The organism is Paraburkholderia sp. Ac-20342 (assembly GCF_017104985.1).
Taxonomy (GTDB): domain Bacteria; phylum Pseudomonadota; class Gammaproteobacteria; order Burkholderiales; family Burkholderiaceae; genus Paraburkholderia.
The window spans coordinates 22748-46519 of sequence record NZ_JAAGPQ010000069.1; the positions used below are offsets into that span (position 1 = coordinate 22748).

14 protein-coding genes and 1 pseudogene are annotated in these 23772 nt (G+C 63.3%); 14 read left to right on the forward strand and 1 reads right to left on the reverse strand.

What is annotated here, in order from left to right:
• Window positions 1–85: 85 nt before the first annotated feature.
• The 12 genes from G3N58_RS24305 (at window position 86) to G3N58_RS24360 (ending at window position 21280) form a co-directional block, all read left to right on the forward strand.
• Entirely contained in the window at window positions 86–1708 is a 1623-nt protein-coding gene (locus G3N58_RS24305) for a Wzt carbohydrate-binding domain-containing protein (RefSeq protein WP_167049434.1), read from the forward strand.
• Between the two features lie 28 nt (window positions 1709–1736).
• Window positions 1737–3377 (forward strand): glycosyltransferase family 1 protein, encoded by a 1641-nt coding sequence (locus G3N58_RS24310; protein ID WP_167049432.1) that lies wholly within the window; start codon window positions 1737–1739, stop codon window positions 3375–3377.
• Window positions 3378–3655: 278 nt separating this feature from the next.
• The gene (locus G3N58_RS24315; RefSeq protein WP_206000408.1) at window positions 3656–4501 is read left to right on the forward strand and encodes a DUF1796 family putative cysteine peptidase; all 846 of its coding nucleotides are present in this window, start codon (window positions 3656–3658) and stop codon (window positions 4499–4501) included.
• 387 nt (window positions 4502–4888) lie between these two features.
• The gene (locus tag G3N58_RS24320) at window positions 4889–6097 is read left to right on the forward strand and encodes a capsular biosynthesis protein (RefSeq protein ID WP_167049469.1); all 1209 of its coding nucleotides are present in this window, start codon (window positions 4889–4891) and stop codon (window positions 6095–6097) included.
• The gene (locus G3N58_RS24325) at window positions 6090–6875 is read left to right on the forward strand and encodes an SDR family NAD(P)-dependent oxidoreductase (protein ID WP_167284991.1); all 786 of its coding nucleotides are present in this window, start codon (window positions 6090–6092) and stop codon (window positions 6873–6875) included. Before G3N58_RS24320 ends, G3N58_RS24325 begins: the two co-directional genes overlap by 8 nt.
• Before the next feature lie 9 nt (window positions 6876–6884).
• Window positions 6885–8411 (forward strand): LTA synthase family protein, encoded by a 1527-nt coding sequence (locus G3N58_RS24330; protein WP_206000412.1) that lies wholly within the window; start codon window positions 6885–6887, stop codon window positions 8409–8411.
• The gene (locus tag G3N58_RS24335; RefSeq protein ID WP_206000409.1) at window positions 8408–16078 is read left to right on the forward strand and encodes a type I polyketide synthase; all 7671 of its coding nucleotides are present in this window, start codon (window positions 8408–8410) and stop codon (window positions 16076–16078) included. The genes G3N58_RS24330 and G3N58_RS24335 overlap by 4 nt, the downstream gene beginning before the upstream one ends.
• Window positions 16078–16992: a UDP-3-O-acyl N-acetylglycosamine deacetylase gene (locus G3N58_RS24340; protein ID WP_167049422.1), complete on the forward strand. Its 915-nt coding sequence runs from the start codon at window positions 16078–16080 to the stop codon at window positions 16990–16992. The genes G3N58_RS24335 and G3N58_RS24340 overlap by 1 nt, the downstream gene beginning before the upstream one ends.
• A gap of 31 nt (window positions 16993–17023) precedes the next feature.
• Complete coding sequence (locus G3N58_RS24345; RefSeq protein WP_206000410.1) at window positions 17024–18373, forward strand: aminotransferase class I/II-fold pyridoxal phosphate-dependent enzyme; 1350 nt, start codon at window positions 17024–17026, stop codon at window positions 18371–18373.
• 27 nt (window positions 18374–18400) lie between these two features.
• A complete protein-coding gene (locus tag G3N58_RS24350) occupies window positions 18401–19108 on the forward strand; it encodes an N-acetyltransferase (protein WP_167284979.1) in 708 nt (235 codons plus the stop codon).
• A gap of 73 nt (window positions 19109–19181) precedes the next feature.
• Window positions 19182–20612: a mannose-1-phosphate guanylyltransferase/mannose-6-phosphate isomerase gene (locus tag G3N58_RS24355; RefSeq protein WP_167049418.1), complete on the forward strand. Its 1431-nt coding sequence runs from the start codon at window positions 19182–19184 to the stop codon at window positions 20610–20612.
• Window positions 20613–20887: 275 nt separating this feature from the next.
• On the forward strand, window positions 20888–21280 hold the full coding sequence (locus G3N58_RS24360) for a carboxymuconolactone decarboxylase family protein (protein ID WP_167049416.1): 393 nt from the start codon (window positions 20888–20890) through the stop codon (window positions 21278–21280).
• 389 nt (window positions 21281–21669) lie between these two features.
• Here the strand turns inward: G3N58_RS24360 and G3N58_RS24365 are convergent, their stop codons facing one another.
• The gene (locus G3N58_RS24365; protein WP_206000411.1) at window positions 21670–22356 is read right to left on the reverse strand and encodes an HAD family phosphatase; all 687 of its coding nucleotides are present in this window, start codon (window positions 22354–22356) and stop codon (window positions 21670–21672) included.
• A gap of 157 nt (window positions 22357–22513) precedes the next feature.
• Between G3N58_RS24365 and G3N58_RS24370 the strand changes: the two genes are divergently transcribed.
• The gene (locus G3N58_RS24370; protein WP_167049412.1) at window positions 22514–22831 is read left to right on the forward strand and encodes a YXWGXW repeat-containing protein; all 318 of its coding nucleotides are present in this window, start codon (window positions 22514–22516) and stop codon (window positions 22829–22831) included.
• A gap of 342 nt (window positions 22832–23173) precedes the next feature.
• A pseudogene (locus G3N58_RS24375) lies at window positions 23174–23767 on the forward strand (RNA polymerase sigma factor); the annotation flags it as partial.
• Window positions 23768–23772: the final 5 nt, after the last annotated feature.

Consider the following 23772-nt stretch of genomic DNA (forward strand, 5'->3'; position numbering starts at 1 on the left):
ACGGCTCCTGGAAAATCGCTGTCCCTCGTCATGACGACGTGGCGAACCAGCAGGGCCAACCTGTAGCCAAATTGAAGATCGATTTATGAAAACTAACGGTGGTGTTTATCCGGGGCGTATATTTGTCGACCATTTGCCGAAGACCGCTGGTACGGCGCTCGGTGCATGGTTGCAGTCCGCGCTAGGAAAAGGCTGTGTTTCCGATACCGCACTGGGAAACCACCAGGAAGTCATTCGACGTTTCGGGGGGCGATATTCCGTCATCCTTTCGCACACGCATTTTTCCGGCGAAGATCTGGACCCGCGATATGAATATATAACCTGCTTGCGGGAACCGGTCGACCGAGCGGTGAGTTGGCTATTTTTCATTGTGCAGAATCATGTTCCTGACGAGGCACCGGAGATATTCGCGGCCGCGCAACGGATCTTGAATGTCTCGGAGGAGCAATCGGAGATCAACGAGGGCGATCTCTATCTGCTGAGACAACATGTACAGCATTATGTCGATCACTTTTATGAAATTTGCCCGGGGCAAGGTTCGCGAGTAGATGTCGCGATCGGAAATTTTTTGAAATACGCCGTTTGGGGCTTCCAGGAGGAAATGGGCGCACTGGTGAGTGATATCGCACGCCTGATCGGCCTGGAGCCGCCGGCAGCGTTGTCCAAGGTGAACATCACTAAGAGCCGGCCAGATGTCGAAAATATCTCTCCCGCGCTGAGGCGGAAGCTGGAATCGGCTTTTTCCGAAGATATTATTTTTTATAACATCCTGAAGAAGAAATACGCCGAGCGCAGCGTTGTTGCTACGGAGAGCTCGCCGCGCAGGTGGGATAGCTGGGGTGGCCTGAAATCATTCGATGATCGCTGGCGGGAAGATTTTATTCTTGTGAGCAGCGGCTTGCGTGGAAAGCAGGTTTGGGGTGAGTTGCTGACTTTCGATTTGACGTTCTCGGTCGCCAGTGGATTGAGCGCACCCAGATTCAAGTTCTCCATCTATGACGAGAGCGATGGAGAAGCCTTTTCAGAATTCAATGCCATTGAGTTCGATGAAGGCGATCTTTCCGGCGGAGGTGTTTGCGAAATGCATTTCACGTTCTGTGCGAATTTCCCCGAGGGGCGGTATTACGTTAACGCCGAGATTTTCGACCGGAATGTCTGCATCGCCAAGCTGAATCGTATCCGTGGCTTTAGAGTGGGCATTTCCAGGGAACGTGAGCAAGCCGGATACCTTCCTGTTACCCGGAGCGCCAGGTTTTCGAAGAGCCGGAGTCAGCCCTTTTTGTTCGTGAATGACGGAAGCGGGCGAATCGCTACGCACAATGCTCCAGCCAAAGTCAGTGCGAGGCAGCCGTTCGACGTGGCGATCGAGTTGGCCAACGACAGCGCGCAAGATTGGACCGGATTTGAACGGTATCCGATCAGCATATCCTATAGATGGCTGTCTAGCGACAAGTCAGTGGTTGTGCGCGATGGCCTCAGGACGCCGTTCCCTGCATCTCACCTGAACCGGGGATCTTCCGTTCAAACGAATCTCAAGGTACGCGCTCCCGAGAAACCCGGGACCTACATTTTGCAGATAGTCCCAGTGCAAGAGATGATTTGCTGGTTCGATGAACGAGGTTTCATCTGTCAGGATATCGAGGTCGAGGTGATCGGAGAATTGAGCATCAAGCGGGCTTCAGGCCAACCGGTGGGCGTACCGGATTGAGCCGCAATATTAAATTCGTGGATTTTAGATGCCGCTTTCACAGAAGAACGATACGAGCGATCCATTAGTCGTGGTTGATTTGCGGGCAGCGCTGGACGGGTTCTATGGCATTCCGCAGGAGAACCGGTTGCTGTTTAGCGCGCTGCTCGGCTGCAATATGCGTCTGCGTGGATTGATTCAAATGTCCAGGCGCATCACGAAAGGCGGCGTGGTCGCGGGAAAAGCGATTGCTGACGGAGATCGGCTGCACCGGTTTTCGCAGGTGGTCGTGTCGGTGCGTGGCAAAACCTATTTTGACTGGAAGACTGCCGTTATCGACGCCGCGACAGCTTTGCGCATCAAGTTCCGATTGCATGTTGGCGCATTTTTCTTCGGTAAGCCAATAAAACTGAAGTCCTTTGAAACCCGTCATTTTCGCGATTTCGTATGGCAGCATATTTTTTCGAGGAGCGTGCCTGCCAGCGAGCGCGAGAAAGTACTGGGTGCGGACCATTTCATCTGCCCGGTGCCCTGGCGGTGGATGCACGAATCCGGTATCAGCCGGGCATTGTTTTTGAAGAAATCACGCTACCCCGTTATCGATACCTCGGGTATCGACGTCCTGATCGTGCAAACGCCTTACCCGGGGCGTGTCAGAAAGGGTACGGCGCTCGTCGTTCACTATCACGATGCGTTGCCGCTTCTGATGCCGCACACCATCTCGGATCGCGCGTTCCACGAGGCCAGTCATTTTCACGCGTTGGCGGCAAACGTACGTGACGGTGCCTGGTTCGTCTGTGTTTCGGAAGCGACGCGGCAGGATTTGATCACGCTTTTTCCGGAGGCTGAGGCTCGATCGGTCACGATCCATAATATCCTGCCCTCTCACTATTTCCCCAGCAGTCTGGAGAAGGATGGCGTTGGTGGAATAGTTCGCCGCTACCTGCATGGGAACTTCGAAACGAAAGATGGCAAGAATAAGTGGAATCTGGCAAAGCGGTTCAACTCGGAGCCCGAAAAATCAGAGTTCTACTCGAAGAGATTCGGGCAGGGAGCGCGATTCCTGTTAATGGTATCGACTCTGGAGCCGCGCAAGAATCACATGCGATTGCTGGAGGCCTGGCAGTCACTTCGTGAAACACTCGCTCCCGATCTCGGGCTTGTTTTCGTTGGCCATGTCGGTTGGGACTATAGCGCGACGCTGGACGCGTGCGTTCCAGCCGTGGAGCAAGGTGGTCTTGTCATGTTGCAGGGTGTGCCGGCGCCGTATCTGAGAGCGCTGTACCGCGAGGCATTGCTGACGGTATGTCCGAGTGTTGGAGAGGGTTTTGATTTTTCCGGCGTGGAGGCCATGCGCTGTGGTGGCGTGATCGTCGCGTCGGATATCCCGGTACATCGGGAGATCTATGGCGACGCGTCCGAATATTTCGATCCATACGATTCCGAGGCGCTGAAAAATAAGCTTGGCTATCTGATCTGCGATGAAGGCGCTGAAGAGCGTCGCGAACATTTGCGAGCGGTGGGAAGAGAGCAGAGCATGCGTTATCTCAACGAAAACATTCAGCCGCAATGGGCCAGTTTTCTGGATCGTGTGGTGGCCGAGCAGCGGGGCGGATCGAAAGCAGGAGATGCGGTGCGAAGATCTCTGCAACCCGTGATGGACCCGCTCCCGGAAGGCGAGTCTGTCTGAGCGTCGGAAGTTCTGGAGGCGGCCCGCAGTATTCGTCTTGCCGATGCGTGAAGGCTTTGTCTGAGCGCATCGGCGTGTCGTTATGGGTTTGTAGGAATTGGGTCGGTGAGTTGAATGATCTGGCGAAGTGATCTGTGATACTTTAGCCGGATGGATTTCAGCCTTGGGCCAAGGCAAGAGTGATCGTATTCTCTGGGAACATTGAAATCGATCTTCCGGCTAATCCGTCGGGGAGGTTCCGTGACCCCTTGGGTTAAGCTTGCTAAAACGAGTTATATATGAAAGAGCAGTACATCAAACGCCTATATCGCGGCGTTCTCATGAGAGAGGCTGATGCCGACGGGTTGGCAGCGCATCTTCGACACGGTGAAGAGTACCCGTCATTCGAGTTCGCCTCAGAGCTTCTCGATCTGTTTCTCGAATCGAATGAGCGGCAGGAGCTCGAGAGAAAAATTGCTCTGAGATCGTCTCTCGATCTCGCTCTGGACAATGTTCCGGGTTATTCCAGCGTCATCTCGATCGGCTCGCATTGCGTCACGGCGGGCGAAATAAAGCGCTTTGGGCTGAAAAAATCATCGTATCCGTTCGATTGGATATTCTCGAACGTCGCAATGGTGGCCGATTGCATTAAGGACGATTTTGAAAAATTTCTGGATCGCCGCTATCACAAGGCTGTTCCGGTCGAGGAGCGGCGTTTCAGGAACGCGAACTATTGCCAGCACACCTATTATCTGGAGAGGTTCGGAATAAATTTTGTCTTCAACCACAGGGACATAACCTCGGACGAGGACTTTGCCTATTACAGCCGTTGTGTCGAGCGGTTTCGCGCCGTCCTGAACGGGAACGAGCCAACGCTTTTTTTGGGGCTGGTTGGAGAGTCCTTCCCGGCGGAGCATTTTGATCATCTGTCATCTGTGCTCGACCGTTATGAACATATTGATCTGGCGTTATTGAGCGTTTCCCCGCGGGGCGGTCTATCGCCTTCGATCCAGCCAAGGCATAGGCGTAAGCGGGACCAGCTCTTCGACTTCCAGTCGCTGGGGCGCATGGGTCCGAATCGTCTGGAGCATGGCGTTGACGAAATGATCTTGCGGGAGTTTCTAAAAAACTTCGCGATTGCGTAACGGACTCGTAGGGTTGGGGAACTATCGGGACTCGCCGGCTCTGTCGGAAGAGGGTGCCTACAGAAACGGTGTTCCTAGAGTCCCCGTGAACCTGGTTTCACGTTGCAGAAGTTATACCGCAACCGACCTGTCCTACGTTCAGATGTCTCCCGTCTGCTGATGTGGCAAAGCAGGCAGCGGCGGGTTATCGCTATCGGATAGAGCGTGCGTCATCTATGTGCGTATGCTTCCAACAACTATCCCTTATTTTTTATCCCGTATTGCTGTATTCTCCGTTCTTGCCTAGACCAGCAACCCACTATTCAAACGATACCAAGGTCCCGGGAGAAGTCCGCGCCGCCAACGCGGTCTTTCAACAAAACCCGGACCGCTTTCGACGCACTTGATATGCACCGTTCCTTTCTTGCCTTGCAAGGCACGGCTTCTCCTTTTTTTAGCCGGCTCGCCGTTGCATTGCGCGAACGTGGTCATACTCTCGGTCGGGTTAATTTCTGCGGCGGTGATTTGGCGTATGCCGGTAATGGCGAGGCGTGGAATTTCGATCGCACCTCGGCGGAATTAAATGACTGGTATGCAAAAAGATTAAAAACTGCAAATTTCACCGACGTAATAATGTTTGGTGACTGCCGCGAGATTCATCGCCCGATCCACCCGATCGCCGAAACTCACGGCCTGCGTGTCCACGTATTCGAAGAAGGCTACGTCCGCCCGCACTGGCTGACATTGGAACAGTACGGCGTCAACGGCCGCTCGCAATTACCGCGCGATCCCGCCTGGTACCTGGCGCAACGCCGTTTCACGCCGCCTAGCCCAGCGGGACGACATACTGGCTACAACCTCTTCGAACGCGCATTCCACGACATCCGCTACCGGGCGGCCAACGCGCTGTTCGCGCCGCGCTTTCCGCACTACCGCAGCCATCGTCCGAGAAACGGCTTCTTCGAATACGCGGGCCTCGCGGCGCGCGCATTGCGTCAGCGTCAGCATCACAAAGTCTCCGATCAGGTTACCCGGGAACTGCTCGACGCGAAGCAGCGGTACTACATCTTTCCGCTGCAACTGAATTCGGATGCGCAGATCGTCGTGCACTCGCCATTCGAGGGCGTGCGCCAAGCTATCAGCAAAGTCCTGACGTCGTTCGCGACGTACGCGCCGGCGGACACCTGCCTTGTCATCAAGAATCATCCGCTCGATACCGGCCTGATCGACCACCGCAGTCACGCGCTGAAACTCGCACGCGACCTCGGCATTGCCGAGCGCCTGCGTTTCATCGACGCCGGCCATCTGCCGACGCTGCTCGACAATGCGCGCGGCGTGGTCGTGGTGAACAGCACGGTGGGTCTGTCGGCGCTGCATCACCGCCGTCCGTTGATGGCGCTGGGCACGGCCATCTACAACATGCCCGGCCTGACCTGGCAAGGTTCGCTCGACGATTTCTGGCGCGACGCCGAGCAACCGGACATGAACTTGTACCAGGCCTTTCTCGACTACGTCGTGCATCACACGCAGATCAACGGCGACTTCTATACGAAGACCGGCATCGCGATGGCCGTAGCCGGCGCGGTGCAACGCCTGGAGGCCACCGAGCATGCATAAAGCCGCGCCGCGCCAGATCGTGATCACCGGCGCGAGTGCCGGTCTCGGCTGCGCGCTCGCGTTGGCTTATGCCGCGCCGGGCGTCGTGCTGGGCCTCGTCGGGCGCGACGCCGAGCGCCTCGAAGCGTCGGCGCAAGCCTGCCGCGCAAAAGGCGCGCAAGTGCAGACCGGCCTGATAGACGTGCGCGATGCCCACGCCATGCAAAGCTGGCTGCATCGATTCGACGACGCACACCCGATCGACCTGCTCATCGCCAACGCCGGCGCTGCCAGCACGCTTGCATCGCCGGCCGACTGGGAAGATCTGGAGCGCACGGCGGCGATCGTCGACACCAACTTCTACGGCACGATGCACGCAGCACTGCCGGTCATCGCCCGCATGCGTGCGCGCAAACACGGCCAGATCGCGTTGATCAGCTCGCTCGCCGCGTTGCGCGGCATGGCGATTTCTCCGGCCTATTGCGCGAGCAAAGCGGCGCTCAAGGCCTACGGCGATTCGGTCCGTCCGCTGCTGTCGCGAGACGGCATTCGCATGTCGATCGTTCTGCCAGGCTTCGTGAAGACCGCAATGAGCGACGTGTTCCCCGGCGACAAGCCGTTCCTCTGGTCCGCCGACAAAGCAGCCCGGCACATCCAGCACAAACTGGCGGCAGGTCGCACGGAAATCGCGTTTCCGGGCCTGCTCGCATTCGGCATGCGGCTCTTGCCGTTGCTGCCCGCAGCGCTCGCCGACGCGATTCTCGGTGGCCTGTCGTATCTGCCGCGCGAGGAGCATTGAGTGAACGCGATGCTCGCGCTCGACTTCGCTGCCGCGGCCGGCGTCGCGCTTCTGCCTGAAGCGCTTGCGAAGCCGCGCGCGTCGTTGCGCCGCTTGCCGCTCGCGTTCGCGCTGCACGTCGCGGCGATCGGATTCATCTGCACATGTCTCGTGCTGCTTACCGGGCGCGTGCGCTTTGCAGCCTTCGTTGCGATCGCCTTGGTGGCGCTGCTGGCGGGCGTCAGCAACGCGAAATACACGTCGCTGCGCGAGCCTTTCGTGTTTACCGATCTGAGCCTTTTCAGCCAGCTTTTCGCTCATCCGCGTCTTTATCTGCCGTTTCTGAGCGCCGGTACCGTTGCGGCAATCGTGCTCGGCGCCGTCGTGGTGGTCGCGGCGTTTCTGGCGGACGCACCACTGCCGCATCGGCCCACGGGCGCGCTGCTGCTTGCCGCCGGCGCGTGCCTGTCCGCCGCTTACGCGTGCGCCGCGCGTTTGCCGCTTACGCTGCATGCCGCCGACGATCAGCGACGCCACGGATTTTTCGCGGTTTTAATCGCGTATCTGCTGAACGGCATGAGGCCGGCCACCGCACGACAATTGCGCGCCGCGCTCGCCGCCGGCCCGTTCGCCAAGGGCATGCCGATGACGACGCCCGACGTCATCCTGATCCAGAGCGAGTCCTTTTTCGACGCGCGGCGTCTGTCCCTGGCCATCGATCCATCGATCCTGCGCAACTTCGATACGGCGCGCCGCGAGTCGGTGCAGCACGGTGAACTCACGGTGCCCGCGTGGGGCGCGAATACGATGCGCACGGAATTCGCGGTGCTGACGGGCGCCGATCAGGACCGGCTCGGCTACGCGCGCTTCTATCCGTATGCGTTCGTGCGGCGCGCGAGCATGTCGCTTGCGTCATGGTTCAAGCGTGGCGGCTACCAAACCCTGGCGATTCACCCGTATTACGCGGATTTCTTCGGCCGCGCGCGGGCGTTCAGGCATCTTCAGATCGACCGGTTCGTCGACATCGAGGCATTCGCCGACGCGCCGCGCGCGGGCCCTTATGTTGCCGACATGGCGGTTGCCGACGCGATCATCGACGCACTCGACGAAACACGTGCCGACCCCGCGTTCATCTTTTCGATGACGATGGAAAACCACGGCCCGCTGCATCTGGAAACAGTGCAGGCGGGCGAAAGCACGGCCTTTCACTCGCTTGGCGACGCTGCGCAGTGGCGCGATCTGACCGCTTATCTGCGCCACCTCGCCAACGCCGACGCGATGCTGGGCCGCCTGCTCGCCGCGCTGCGCGCGCGGCGCCGCGAGACGGTGCTGTGTTTTTACGGCGATCACGTGCCGGCGCTTTCGCATGTCTATGCGGCGCTCGGCAAGGAGCCGGCTTGCAGCGACTACTTTATCTGGCGCAACTACGGCGATGCGTCGGCGACCCGGGAAGATCTGAGCGCGGGGCAACTCGGTGTCGCGCTCGTCAAGGCGCTTGCGCCGGCGATACCGGGCGAGACACCAGCGCGTAGCCTGCACACGACAGAAGAACGATGAAGAAACAGATTGCGATTGTGGGGATGGCCTGCCGCTTCCCAGGCCATGTACAAAGTCCGGAAGATTTCTGGGCATTGCTGCGCGATGAAAAAGACGCGGTCACGCAAGTGCCGGCCGACCGTTTCGGCACGGAGTTTTACCGGCATCCGTCGAAGCGCGAGGCGGGCAAGAGCTATACGTTTTCCGCCGGCGTACTCGACGACGTCGCCGGTTTCGATGCGTCGTTCTTCGGTATTTCACCGCGTGAAGCGCAGCAGATGGACCCGCAGCAACGTCTGCTGCTCGAACTCGCCTGGGAAACCTTCGAGGATGCGGGCGTGCGTCCGCGCGAGATGGAAGGCAGCAACTGCGCGGTGTATGTCGGCGTCGCGAGTCCGGACTACGGCAACCGTTTCGTCGACGATCTGAACGCAATTGATCCTTATTCGGCAACGGGCAACACGCTCAGCATCGCGTCGAACCGTCTGTCGTATCTGTTCGATCTGCGCGGGCCGAGCGTGTCGGTCGACACCGCCTGCTCGTCGTCGCTGGTCGCGCTGCACCAGGCGTGTCAGGCGCTGCAGGCGGGCGACGCCGACGTGGCGCTCGCGGGCGGTGTCAATCTGCTGCTGCATCCGTTCGGTTTCGTGACGTTCTCGAAGGCCTCGATGCTGTCGCCGCGTGGCCGCTGCCGCGCGTTCGACGCCACGGGCGACGGTTATGTCCGCTCGGAAGGCGGCGCGCTCGTCATGCTGAAGACGCTGGAGCGCGCCCTGGCCGACGGCGATACGATCCACGCGGTGATTGCCGGTACGGGCGTGAACTCGGATGGCTATTCGCAGGGCGGCATCAGCGTGCCGGGCGCGGCGACCCAGGCGGCGCTGCTGCGCATGGTCTACCAGCGCGCCGGCGTCGATCCGCGTTCGCTCGCTTATGTCGAGGCGCACGGCACCGGCACCGCGGTCGGCGATCCGATCGAGGCGCGTGCGTTGATGGAGGTCGCGTCGGCGGGGCGGCCGGCCGATCGGCCGCTGCTGATCGGTTCCGTGAAAACCAATGTCGGGCACCTTGAAACCGCTTCGGGCATGGCGGGTTTGATCAAGGCGATCCTGTGCCTGAAACATCGCGCGGTGCCGAAAACGCTGCATTTCGAAACCCCCAATCCGGCGATCGATTTCGTCGGCGGCCGGTTGCGCGTGGTCGATCGTTTGACGTCGCTCGAATCGCCCGATGGGGCCGCCGAGCCGCTCGTGGTCGGCGTCAACTCGTTCGGTTTCGGCGGCACGAACGCGCATGTCGTGCTGCGCGAAGCGCCTGCCGCGCCCCCCGCGGCTGCAATCAAAGCGGAAGCCGACGAAGCCGGCGGAACGCCGCTGCCGCTCATTCTGTCGACGCGCGCCGCGGCCGCGTTGCCGCAACTCGCAGCTCGCTATCTGAGCGCGCTCGATAACGGCACGCCGTGGAATCTGCTGGCAGCCAACGCCGCGCACCGGCGTCAATGGCTCAAGCACCGCGCGATCGTCGCGCCGTCGACAGACGCTGAAGCTCGGGCGGCGCTCGCCGCGCTGACCGAGGCGGCATCGGAGCACACGGAAGCGGTGCTCGTGCGCGGTGAAGCACCTGGCGACGACGGCCGCCTCGCGCTCGTGTTTTCCGGCAACGGTTCGCAGTGGGCCGGCATGGGCAAGCAGTTGCTCGACCAGGAGCCCGTATTCGCCGCCGCGCTCGAGGAACTCGACGCACTCTGGCGCGCTGACGGCAGCCCTTCGTTGCTCGACGTGTTGCGCGAAGGTGTGGGCGTCGAATGTCTTGCCGCCACCGAGCATGCGCAGCCGCTGCTGTTCGCGATTCAGGTCGGCGTGGTGCGCGTGCTCGACGCGCGCGGTGTGGTGTATGACGTGTGCGTCGGCCATAGCGTCGGCGAAGTCGCGGCGGCGTGGGCGGCGGGGGCGTTGACGCTGGAGCAGGCCGTGCACGTGATCCGGATTCGCAGTCGCGCGCAGGCGAGCACGCGTGGCGCCGGCAGAATGGCGGCCGCGGGTCTCGGCGAAGCGGCGATGCGTACGCTGATCGAGCAGGCGGGGCTGGACACGACGGTGGAAATCGCCGGCGTCAATAGCCCGCAGGCGGTGACGCTTGCCGGCCCGCTCGATGCGCTGCAAACGCTCGACGCCGCGGTGAAAGCGGGCGGCCGTTTCTTCCAGATGCTCGATCTCGACTACGCGTTCCACAGCCGACAGATGGACCCGATCGAATCGGACGTGCTCACGGGCCTTGCGGACCTCGCGCCGAATGCCGCCACGCGCAGCTTCGTCTCGACGGTGACGGGGGGCGAGCTCGCGGGTAGCGAGCTGGACGCGCGTTACTGGTGGCGCAATATCCGCGAGCCGGTGCGTTTCGGCGAGGCTATCGCGCGAATTGCCGAAAAGGGTGTGCGCCTGTTCCTCGAAATCGGCCCGCATTCGATTCTGCGCACTTACGTGACGCAAACGCTCGACGAGGCGCGCATCGCCGGTCGCTCGCTGCCGACGCTCAAGCGCCAGCACGACGACGCAAAGATGCTGCATAACGCGATCTACGCCATGGTCGCAAACGGCGTACACGTAAGCGTCGACTGTTTCGCTCCATCAGGCAAACGTGTGCGTCTGCCGTCCTATCCCTGGCAGCACGAGCGCCATTGGCTTGGCCCGACCGCCGAGGCTTATAACCTCGTCAACCGGCGCCGCGAACATCCGCTGCTCGGTTATCGTCTGCGTGAACATGCGCTCGCATGGGAAAACCAGCTCGATCCCGCGAGCCTGCCGATGCTTGCCGATCACGTGGTCGACGGCGGCGCGGCGTTTCCCGGCGCGGGCTACGTGGAGATGGCGCTGGCTGCCGCGCGCGTGCATTTCGGCACGACGAGCTGTGCGGTCGAAAATATTGAAATCCGTCTGCCGGTCGTATTTCAGCCGCAGCATGCGAAGCTGTTTCGCTTCACCGTCGACGTGCGCACTGCGGGCTTCACGATCGAAACGCGCGATCGCATGTCCGACGAGGCGTGGTCACTGAACGTCACGGGGCGTCTGCTCGCCAGCGGTTGCGCGCTGGGCGCGGGTAGCGGGCGTGATGGAAACGGCACGGCGCACACTTTGCCTTGCACCGCGATGATCGATCTGCTGGCGCGGCCGGCAATGTCCGGTGACGCGTTGTATGCGAACACCGCCGCGATCGGCCTGAGCTATGGACCCGCGTTCCGCTGGGTGCGCGCGGTGCATGTCGATGCGAACGCCGCTATCGCACTCGCCGAAGTGGAAATGCCGGCCGTGCTCGCACAATCTGCCGAGGCCGCCAATGCGTATGCGCTGCATCCGGCGCTGATGGACAGCGGGTTTCATCCACTATTCGCCCTGCTCGCCTCGGAGCAGGGCGAGGCCGGGCAGGCGGCCTATGTTCCGGTGCAAATGGGCCGCATCGACTATCTGCGCGGCGATGCTGTCCACTACGTGCTTGCGCGCATCGAGCGGCGCAGTCCGCATTCGGTCGTCGCGTCGTTCGAATTGGCCGATGCGCAAGGCGTGATCGTCGCGCGTCTGAGTGCGTGCCGGTTCCGCCGCGTCGATTTGATGGGCCGGCGTCAGCAGGCGCCCGGACACTACACGTATATCGTCGAAGCCAAACCGCTCGCCGGCGATGTCGACGCGCACACCTTGCCCAGGCCGGCCGCATTGCTCGCGGACGCGACCACGGCTCTCGCCGAGCGAGAGGACGAAGCGCGCCGACACCTGCATTTGACGGAGATGCTGCCGTTGCTCGACGTGCTCGCGGGCGCGTACGCATTGCGCGCACTCGATGCGTTGAACGTGTTCGAACAGCCGGCGCTGCCCGACTGCGCGAACCCCGTATTGCTGGCTCGACTCGCGCAGATCGCCGTCGAAGACGGGCTCGCGCGATACGACGGCACGCGTCTCGTACGCGACGACGAGGCCTGCGCGAACCTGCCCGGCATCGACGAGTTGTGGCGGGACATGCTGGCGCAGTCGCCCACGCACGTCGCGGAGCTGACGCTGCTCGCACACTGCGGTGCGGCGTTGCCCGCGGTGTTACGCGGCGAGGTGAGCGGGGCGCAGATTCTGCCGTCCGCGCGCAGCAGCCTCGTCGAGCATTTCTTCGAGGCGTCGCCGACATGGGCGCATGTAAACGCGCTGACCGGCGCATGCCTGCATCGGCTGATCGAAGGCTGGAGCGAGCCGCGCCGCCTGCGTGTGCTCGAACTCGATTCGCCGCTGAGCGACGTGTTGCAACCGCTTGCGGTGCACATGCCCGCTTCGCGTTGCGACTATACGATCGCGGGTACGCGTGAGCAGTTGAGCGGCTTCGATGCCGGCGAGCATCCGTCGCTGCGTATCGCAACCGTCGAGTTCGGCGCGACACCGCAGCTTTCGGGCGTGGACGCAAGCGAACGCTACGACGTCGTCGTGGCAAGCCATGTGCTGGCCGAGCAGAGCGAGCCGCGTGCGTTGCTGGCCGCGTTGCGCGGCTGGCTGGCTCCGGGCGCCCTGGTCATCGTCGCGGAGCCGCGCAACAGCCGTTTCGCCGATATCGTCTTCGACCTCGACGCGCACGCCGCGCTCGCTCACGCGCGGCGCGCGGCATGGCTGTCGCCGCAGGCGCTGACGCAGCTATTCAAGGACGCGGGCTTCGAACAGGTCGCGCGATATGCGGAGCTCGGGCTCGATCTCGAGGGGGCGCCCACACTGCTGGTCGCGCGCGCGCCGCTGGCGGTTGCGGATGCGGTCGAGGCGAGCCAGGTCCGCCCATTGCCCACGCATTGGTCGCTGCTGTGCGCAACGCCGAACGCCGTCGCTGATACCTTGGCCGCGGCGCTGCAAGCGGCCGGTCACACCGCGTCGAGCGCCACGCTGCAAGCGGTGCATCACGATATCAGCAAACTGGCGACGCCGATGGGTGCCGCGTGTCACGTCGTGTTCATCGCGCCGGACGAGCCGTTGTCCGCCGCGGCCGACGGCGCCGAAGTCATGCGCGCGCAGCAGCAGACCACGCTTGCGCTCGCTCGGCTCGTGCGCGATCTGGCCGCGGTGTCGGACGTGATCCGGCCGCAACTCTGGATCATCACGCGCGGCGGTGCGCCCGTCGCGGCGCCATTCACCGATGCCGCAGCGTTGCGTCCCGAGCAGGCCGCGCTGTGGGGGCTCGGCCGCGTGCTGGCCAACGAACATCCCGAACTGGCGTGCCGCCTGATCGACGTATCCCCGGCGAAGGGCGACGCAGCCGCTCTGCTTGCGCGCGAATTGCTGATGTCCGACGGCGAGGAAGAAGTGCTGCTGACGGCGCATGGCCGTTACGTGACGCGGATGTTGCCGGCGGCGAACGCGGCGTTGCGCGGCACGGCAGCCGAACCGCTGCGCGCGCGCAACGAAGCGGCGGTGCTGGGTTTCGCGTCGCCGGGTTCGTTGCGCAATCTCGAATGGTTCGCGCTGCCGCCTCGCGAACTCGCGGCGGATGAAGTGGAAATCGAGCCGGTCGCAACGGGTCTGAATTTCCGCGACGTGATGTACGCGATGGGTCTGCTCTCGGACGAAGCGGTCGAAAACGGCTTCGCGGGCGCGACGATCGGCATGGAACTGTCCGGGCGTGTCACGCGGGTTGGCGCTCGCGTGCAGAACTTCGCGGCGGGCGATGCCGTGCTCGGCTTTGCACCCGCGTCGTTCGCGAGCCGTGTGTACACGAAAGCGGAGGCGATCGCGCACAAGCCTGTGCGTCTCACGTTCGAAGAGGCGGCGACGGTGCCGACCACATTCTTCACCGCGTACTACGCCTTGTGCGAGCTGGCGCGTTTGCGGCGTGGCGAGCGGGTGCTCGTGCATGGGGCCGCGGGCGGCGTGGGGATCGCGGCGATACAGCTCGCGAAGCATCTGGGCGCGGAGGTGTTTGCCACGGCGGGCAGCCGCGAGAAGCGTGAGTTCGTGCGTCTGCTCGGCGCGGACCACGTGCTCGACTCGCGCAGCCTCGCGTTTGCCGACGAAATCCACGAGCGCACGCAAGGCGCGGGCGTCGACATCGTGCTCAATTCGCTGGCCGGGGAAGCGATGGTGCGCAGTATCGACACGCTGCGTCCGTTTGGCCGTTTCCTTGAACTCGGCAAGCGTGATTTCTATGAAAACAGCCGCATCGGGCTCAGGCCGTTCCGCAACAACATCAGCTATTTCGGCATCGATGCCGACCAGTTGATGAGTGCGCTGCCGGAACTCACCGCGCGTCTGTTCGACGACGTGATGCGGCTGTTCGCGGACGGCACGCTGCATCCGCTGCCCTATCGCGCATTTGCGGCCGAGCGCGTTGAAGAGGCCTTCCGCCACATGCAGCAGGCGCGGCAGATCGGCAAGATTCTCGTCACGTATCCGGCTGGTACGCCGAGCCCCGCGCGGCCCATCGAAGAGGCGCTCGCGCTGCAACTCGATCCGGCCGCCGCGTATCTGATCGTCGGCGGCACGGGCGGGCTCGGTTTCGCCACGGCGCGCTGGATGCTGTCGCGCGGTGCGCGTCATCTCACGCTGGCAAGCCGCTCCGGCGTCCTTGCGCCGGAACTCGCCGGCGAAGTCGCGAGCTGGCAGGCGCAGACCGGCGCAGAAGTGAGCACGGTGGCGTGCGATGTCACCGACGCGGGCGCGCTCGACGCGTTGCTCGCGGATATCGCGCAACGCGGCACGCCGCTCAAAGGCGTGCTGCACTCGGCGATGGTCATCGACGATGGTCTCGTGCGCAATCTCGACGACGAGCGTTTTACCGCGGTGCTCGCGCCGAAGGTTGCCGGCGCGTGGAATCTGCATCGCGCGACGCTCGGCATGAAACTCGATTGCTTCGTGCTCTATTCGTCGGCGACGACCTTCCTCGGCAATCCGGGACAATCGAGTTACGTGGCGGCGAACAGCTTCCTCGAAGCGCTGGTCGCGCAGCGTCGCGCAGCCGGTTTGCTGGGGACCTGCATGGCGTGGGGGCCGCTCGACGACGTCGGTTTCCTCGCGCGCAATGCGGGGACGCGTGAAGCATTGCAGGCGCGTATTGGCGGCGTGTCGATCACGTCGGCTGAAGCGCTCGCGGCACTCGAACGCGCGCTGGTCGGCATGACCGCGGGCGAGGCCGTGGTGCGGCTCGACTGGCAGGCGCTCGCGCTGGGCATGCCGGCGGCGCGTGCGCATCGCTATGCCGAACTGCACGCGCGCGGCAGCCATGAACCGGCGCGTCAGGGCAGCGTGCAGATGCGTGAACAGATCGCGGGTATGCCGCTCGCCGATGCGTTGCGTCTGGTCGAGGAAACGCTGCAGGCGCAGATTGCGCGAATCCTGCACATGTCGCCGGAAAAAATCGAAACCGGTCGCTCGATTCTCGACATGGGCATGGATTCGTTGATGGGCATGGAGCTCGGGATGGCGGTCGAGGAGCGCTTCGAGGTCAAGCTGTCGATCATGACGATGGCCGAAGGCGCGACCGTGCATTCGCTCGCGCAACGGATCGTCGAATCGATCCAGACGCACGGCGAGACAGCCGAGCCGGGAGGCGGCGCGGCGCAGATGGCCGCGCAAGTTGCGGCGGTTGCCGCGCAGCATGCGCTTGACGTCGGCACGCATGCGCTGGCCGACGTGGCCGATGCGTTGTCGGCGCAGAGCGCCGTGCCGGAGCTGCTCTGATGCACGCGCCCGCGGGCTGGAGCCATCGGGAGGGAACGCTCGCGCGCGAGCTCGTGCTGAGTGGTCATGGGCTGCACACCGGCCGCCGCGTGAACGTGCGCGTTTTGCCTGGCACGTCGAACAGTCCACGAAGCATCGTGTTTCGACGCGTGCAGCAGGGCAAGGTGCTCGCCGAATTCGCAGTGAGCCCGGCATGGCGGCGCGCTCAGCCGCTGTGCACGATGCTGGAGTCGGCCGGGGGCGTGCGCGTGCGCACGGTCGAGCACCTGCTCGCGTCGTTGCTGGCGTGTGAAATCGATCGCGCGACGGTCGAGCTGGACGCCGAGGAAGTGCCGATTCTCGACGGCAGCGCGCAACCCTGGCTCGACGCCATTCGCGCGTGCGGACGCGTCGAGTTGCCTGAGGCGAAGCGTTTCATTCGCGTACTGCGTCCCGTCGAAATCGTGGACGACGCGGGCACGCGCGACGAACGCAGCCTGTCGGTCGAACCCGCGTCCGCCTATGAAATGACCGTGCGCAATGACCTGAAAGGCTTTGGCGAATTGCGCTGGGATGGCGCGCTAACGCCGGCGAGTTTTGCCGGCGAGATTGCGCCGTCGCGTTCGTATGGGCGCGTCAAATGGGCGATTCCCGCGATTCTCGCCGGTTACGTGCGCGGCATGCCGATTCTGCGCGGCGCGCGGTTGTCCTGTACCGCGGCGATCGTTGGCAATCGCGTGCTGGGCGGCATGCGCGTACCCGACGAATTCGTCCGGCACCGGGTACTCGATCTGGTCGGTGACATGGCAATGGCCGGTGCGCCGTTGCTCGGCCGCGTACGCGCGCTGCGGCCAAGCCATGAAATGAACTACCGGCTCGTTGCCGCGCTGCTCGCCGATTGCGATGCGTGGGAATGGGCCGAATTCGCGAGCTGAACGGGCTCGCACACGGGATGAGCGAAACACTATGGGACTGGGCGATCACCTTCGTCAGCAACTCGCCGCGAAGGCATTGAAGCGGCAACTGGAACGCGTGTCCGAAGAAGCGGATACGCCGGGCGTGCCGCTCCCGGCCGCAGGTGCCGGCGCAGCGCGGGATGCCGCGCGGGATGCCGCGCGCGCCGAACTGTGCCGCTTCGAAAGCATGCCTGGTTATCAGCAGGTCGAAATATTGCGCCAGATGGGCGACACGCTGCGGGTGCAGTCGCCTTTCTTCCGCGTGCACGAAGGCGTGGCGGGGGCGACGACGCGGATCGGCGGGGTCGAGTATCTGAACTACGCGAACTATAACTACCTCGGAATGGCCGGCGATCCGCGCGTCTGCGAGCGCGCGAAAGAGGCGATCGACCGCTATGGCACGTCGGCATCGGCAAGTCGCATGGTGGCGGGAGAGCGCCCGGTGCAGCGCGAGCTGGAAGCCGCGCTCGCGACGTTTTACGAGGTCGACGACTGTGTCGTGTTCGTCAGCGGTCATGCAACCAACGTGACGGTGATCGGCTCGCTATTCGGCCCGGGCGATCTGATCGTGCACGATTCTCTCGCGCACAACAGCATCGTGCAGGGCGCGCAGTTGAGCGGCGCGAAACGACTGAGCTTTCCGCACAACGACTGGCAAGCGCTCGACGCGCTGCTCGCGCGCGTGCGGCACGATTACAGGCGCGTCCTGATCGCGATCGAGGGCCTCTACAGCATGGATGGCGATATCCCCGAGCTCGCGCAGTTCGTCGATATCAAGCGCCGGCATGCGGCGTTTCTGATGGTCGATGAAGCGCATTCGCTCGGCGTGCTGGGCGAGCGGGGCAAAGGCGTGCGCGAGCATTGCGATGTCGCAAGCGGCGACGTCGACATCTGGATGGGCACGCTGAGCAAGACGCTGGCCGGCTGCGGCGGGTTCATCGCCGGTTCGCAGGCATTGATCGACATCCTGCGGCATCTCGCGCCGGGCTTTCTGTACAGCGTGGGTCTCGCTCCCGCGTTGGCGGCGGCGGCACTCGCGGCGCTCGAATGCATGGCCGCGGAACCCGAGCGGGTGACGCGACTGCGCGCACGCGGGCAGCAGTTTCTCGACGAAGCGCGCGCTGCGGGATTCGATACCGGCAAGAGCGCGGGATATGCGGTTATTCCGATCATTACCGGCAGCACGCTGAAAGCCGCGCAATGGGCCAACGCGATGTTCGCGGACGGCATCAACGTGCAGCCGATTTTCTATCCGGCGGTCGAGGAAAAAGCGGCGCGTCTGCGATTTTTCATCTGCTCGACGCACGAGCCGGAGCAGATCAGCCGGACCATTGCGGCACTTAAACGTCTGCCTCGCTGACGCCACCACAACAACACTTATCTCACCATGTACGCCGTAGAACCCGCAAGCGCGAGTGCATTTCCTTGCGACAACGAACCGGTCTCGCTGCGCTTTCGCTCCGCGCGCGCGGAAGACGCGAAAGCGTGCGCGCCGTTGATTTTCGCGTCGGGTGTGCGCGAATTCAGCTTCTTTCTCGGCGAACCGGCCGATACGTGCGTCGCATTTCTGGCCTTTGCGTTCGCGTCGAAATCCGGACGCTTTTCGCATCGGCGTCATCGTGTGGCCGTACATTCGGACGATCGGCCGCTCGCGGTGCTGGCGCTGCATGATGGGCGTGGCACGTGGCTCGACGATCCGCATGCCGCACTGATGCTGCTGCGGTTTTTCGGCGTGCGCCGCACGCTCCGGATGCTGTTGCGCGGGCTCGTTCTGGAAAGCGAGTTGCCGGCGCCGAAGTCGTCGCAAACGCTGATCGCGCATTGCGCGACGTTCGAGCCGATGCGTGGTACGGGGGTGTTCAGCGCGCTATTTGCCGATGCCATGCGCACGGAGGCGACGGCCGCGCAAGGACGTGGCGCCGCGAGCAGCGAAAGCCGGCGGCAGATCGTGCTCGACGTGCTGGTCAGCAATACGCGCGCCTACGATTTATACCGGCGCCTCGGCTTTGTCGAGTTGCCGCGCCGTGCTCCGGTTTCGCAGCGCCTGCCACGTGAGCTGGAATCGGTTCGGCTGGAGTGGGCCGGCAAGGATTGATGAGGGTCCCGTGCGAGGCAGACACGGACGTTACGATGCAGTCGATTCACGAAAACATACAAGGAATGAAATCATGCATATCCATCCAGTGATTCTTTGCGGCGGCAGCGGCACGCGGCTGTGGCCGATGTCGCGTGGGGGATATCCGAAGCAGTATCTGAAGCTGACCGGGGAGCATACGCTGGTTCAGCAAACCGCACTGCGATTGGGCGGCATTGCCGATATCGTCACGCCTATCGTCGTCACGAACAACGAGCAACGCTTTCTCGTGGCCGAACAATTGCGTCAGGTCGACGTGACCTCGTCGGCAATCGTGCTCGAACCCGTGAGCCGCAATACCGCGCCGGCGATTGCCGCCGCGGCGCTGCTCGCGCTGCGTGACGGGCCGGACGCGTTGCTGCTCGTGCTACCGTCCGATCATGTGATCGCCGGTGAGGCGGCCTTCGTCAAGGCGGCGGAAGCCGCGGCGCATATCGCGAAAGACGGACGTCTCGTTACGTTCGGTATTACGCCAACCGAGCCGCATACCGGCTATGGCTACATTCGCGCCGGCGCGCCGCTGATCGACGACGCAGCGGTGTTCGCGGTCGACTCGTTCGTCGAAAAGCCCGACGCTGCCACCGCGCAGCGTTTTATCGACGATGGCCGCTATTACTGGAACAGCGGCATGTTCATGCTGAAGGCGTCCACGTATCTGGAAGAACTGCGGCGCTATGAACCCGACATCGCGCGGCAGGCTGAGCTTTCGCTGCAGGCCGCGCAGCAGGATAGCGATTTCGTGCGGCTGGATGCCGGCGCGTTTGCGGCATGCCCGAATATTTCCGTCGACCACGCCGTGATGGAGAAGACCGACCGCGCGGCCGTGGTCGCGGTTGCCGACCTCGGCTGGAACGATATCGGTTCGTGGACCGCGCTGGCCGATATCGCCGCGCTTGACGCGCAGAACAACGCACTGATCGGCGACGTGCTGACAGATTCAGTGAGCAATTCGTATATTCGCGCCGAGCATCGGCTGGTGGCCGCGATCGGTCTGGAGAACATCGTCATCGTCGAGACCGCGGATGCCGTGCTGGTGGCGCATCGCGACAAGGCGCAGGAGGTGAAGAAGATCGTCGCGCAACTGAACGAGATGGGGCGCCACGAGTCGGTCACGCATCGCCGGGTGGTGCGGCCATGGGGTTCCTATGAGGGCATCGACAACGGCGATCGTTTCCAGGTCAAGCGCATTATTGTCAGCCCGGGGGCGCAACTGAGTCTGCAGATGCATCATCATCGCGCGGAACATTGGATCGTCGTCAAGGGTACTGCGCTCGTCACGAATGGCGACAAGGAAATCATCCTGACCGAGAACCAGTCGACCTACATCCCGCTCGGCGTCACGCACCGGCTGATGAACCCCGGCAAGATTCCGCTCGAACTGATCGAGGTGCAGTCGGGCGCTTATCTTGGCGAGGACGATATCGTACGGTTTGAAGATACTTACGGGCGTGTGGCAAAGGCTTGATGCCGGCCCAACGAACTTTGTCGAACTGCCGAGGCGCAAGCCACGCTCGCTGCGTCTGCCAGTGGCATTGGAATCGGTGCGCATGCGCTTCGAAACGCGTGAATGATTTCGGGCAGTAGACGTGCCTGAAGTTTCACGGCAGGCAAACGCCGTTGATGCTTTCTTCATGAAGTGAGCGTGGCATATCAGGAAGGGCAGGGTTATGGATATACTGATAAAGGAAATCTGCACGCTTATCCATTACTCAGCCCCCCGCTCTATCTCCCGGAGAATGCATGTCCCAGTCCAACCCGGTCGACTACACCGACGCATCGCCTGAAGTCAAAGCCGTCTACGACGACATCAAGCAGATGCGCCAGGTCGACGACGTGAACAACTTCTGGAAGTACATCGCTCAACATCCGCCGACGCTCGCGCGCACGTGGGACAGTCTGAAGGAGGTCATGGCGCCCGGCACGCTCGATCCGCTCGTCAAGGAGCTGTTGTACGTCGCGGTCAGTGTGACCAATAACTGTGGCTACTGCGTCGCGAGTCACACGGCGGCAGCGCGTCGCGCAGGCATGACCGACGAGATGTTCGGCGAACTGCTCGCGATCGTCGGCATGGCCAACGAAACCAATCGGCTCGCGGTCGGCTATCGTGTGCCGATCGATCCGGCCTTCGAATAAGCGTGTGAAGCGCACGCGGCGGCCGGTTCACGCGAGACGGGCCGCAGCGATTGCGTTGCTGCGCGCGCCAGTACTACGCGCGGTGTTCGCAGTGGCGCTCACAATGGCACGGTGTGCCTCGGCTGTGGGTAGCAAATCGGCGTACGGACCGGCCCGCAGCCGGGATGTCCTGGCGGGCAGGGGTTCCCGTGCGGCGGGACGCGCATCGGCGGCGGCTCGTTGTGACACCAGTTGGGCTCTGCGCGTTTGAAGCATGCGTTGCTGCCGCGTACGGTTTGCGCGTCGGCGCGGTCGGGTTCGTCGCAGCGCGACAGGTCGCCAGGGATGAGACTCGTCATGAGTCGAACCGCCAACACCTCGACATATCAGCAAACCACCAAACCAGCCGATCACCCGCGGACCCACTCCGCCAGCAATCCGGGCAACTCGGCCATATCCGTGAACACCCGCACGACCCCCGCGCCATGCAACGCGGTTGCGCTGCTATGCGCCAGGTGCGACGGGCAGTAACCAAACACCGTCGCACCCGCCGCGACTCCGGCAGTCGCACCCGTCACCGTATCCTCGATCACCGCGCAGCGTTGCGGGTCCACGCCGAGCGCCGCGGCCGCCGCGAGATACACGTCGGGAAACGGCTTGCTGCGCGGCATCTCGTGACCGCTGAAGATGCGCCCTTCGAAGCAGTCGAGCATGCCGGCCTTTGCGAGCTGCAACTCGACCTTGACGCGGTCCGCACCCGAGGCGACCGCAATGCGTCCATCGAGCGTTTCATGGAGCGAACGCACCACCGCGCCCGCGCCGGCGATCGCCTGTAATTCGTCGTCGAGTGCCGCGTTGCGCCGCGCGCGGAACTGCATGAGCCAGTCGGTGGTGATCGCGAAGCCGGTGCGTGCCTCGATCAGCGGGGCTTCGTCCTTGACGGCTTTGCCGACGAAAATGCGCATCGTCTCTTCGACGCTCAGGTGCCAGCCAAGCTCGCTGAGCATCTCGGTGAGCACGCGGTTCGTGATGGGTTCGGAGTCGACGAGCACGCCGTCGCAATCGAAGAGCACGGCATCGAAGGGGAAATCGGCCATCGGGCAGTGTAGGGAAAAGAGTCGCTGAAGCGGCAAGGATACCGTACCGGCCATTTCCCGCGAATCGGGCGACGGATTTCTCCCGCCACCGCGTTCAAGCAGAAACGGCGCCGTTTTCAGGCTCCGGCTCTTTCTGGTCCTTTGGGGAGAAACCGACATGACCTCGAATCGCATCGCCCGCCTACTGGGCTCCACGCTCGCCGCCGCGTTGTGCTGTGCCGCCACGCTGACGGCCGCGCCCGCCAGCGCCGAAATCATCATCGCGCCGATGGCGCCGCCGCCACCGCGCGTCGAAGTCGTTCCCGCGCCGCGGGCGGGCTATGTATGGGATCAGGGCCACTGGCACTGGCGGTACGGCCGTTACGTGTGGGCGCCGGGGTACTGGCGGCCGGTTCGCGTCGGCTATCACTGGGTGCCCGGGCATTGGGTGCAGCGTGGTCCGAACTGGCGCTGGGTCGAGGGGCATTGGGCCTGAGCATTGGACTTGAGTCTTGCGGCTGTGTCACCGCTTCCCATAACGTGCTGCGCGTTTGTCGACGCGAAGCCTCATTCAGTCACTGAGGCAGGTTTGCCATGAAAATACTCGTGATGATTGTGCTGGCGGTCTCGCTCGCCGGCTGTGTGGTGTACCCGGCGCGGCCGGCTTATTACCGGCCGGGGATCGTCGTATATTGACCGGGTTGACGGAACAGCACGCGGCGCATGAAGCGGTACAAGGCGTGGTACCAGGCGCAGTACAAGGCGCGGCGCAACGAGCGAAGGAGCGGCGGCGAGTGAACGATCTTCATGCAGTGAGACGGTCCGTGCCAACCCGCGTCATGTCGCGCTGGAGCGCCGCGCCTTGAGCGAAGCCCCACCCGATCCCGACGCCGAGCTGATCGCCCAGGTCGGCCGCGAGGAGCCCGGCGCGGTTCGCTCGCTCGTCGCGCGCAAGCTGCCGCGGCTGCTCGCGCTCGCCACGCGCATGCTCGGCGATCGCATGGAAGCGGAGGATGTCGCGCAGGAGGTGTTCGTGCGAATCTGGAAGCAGGCGGCGCGCTGGCGCGAGGGCGAGGCGAAATTCGACACATGGATGCATCGCGTCGCGCTCAATCTCTGCTACGACCGTCTGCGCGGCCGGCGCGAAGACCCGAACGACGAACTGCCCGACATGGCCGATCCCGCCGCGCCGCCCGAGGCCCGGCTCGAGGCGCGCGCCGAGAGCGAGCGGGTTCGCGCGGCGCTTGCCGCGTTGCCGGCACGCCAGCGCGAGGCGCTCGTGCTGACCTACTACCAGGAAATGTCGAACCTCGACGCGGCCGCCCTGATGGGCGTCAGCGTCGATGCGCTGGAAAGTCTGCTGGCCCGCGCGCGCCGCAATCTGCGCACTCAACTGGCCGGCGGCAGTGGCCTTGGCAAGGACAAGTCATGACACCC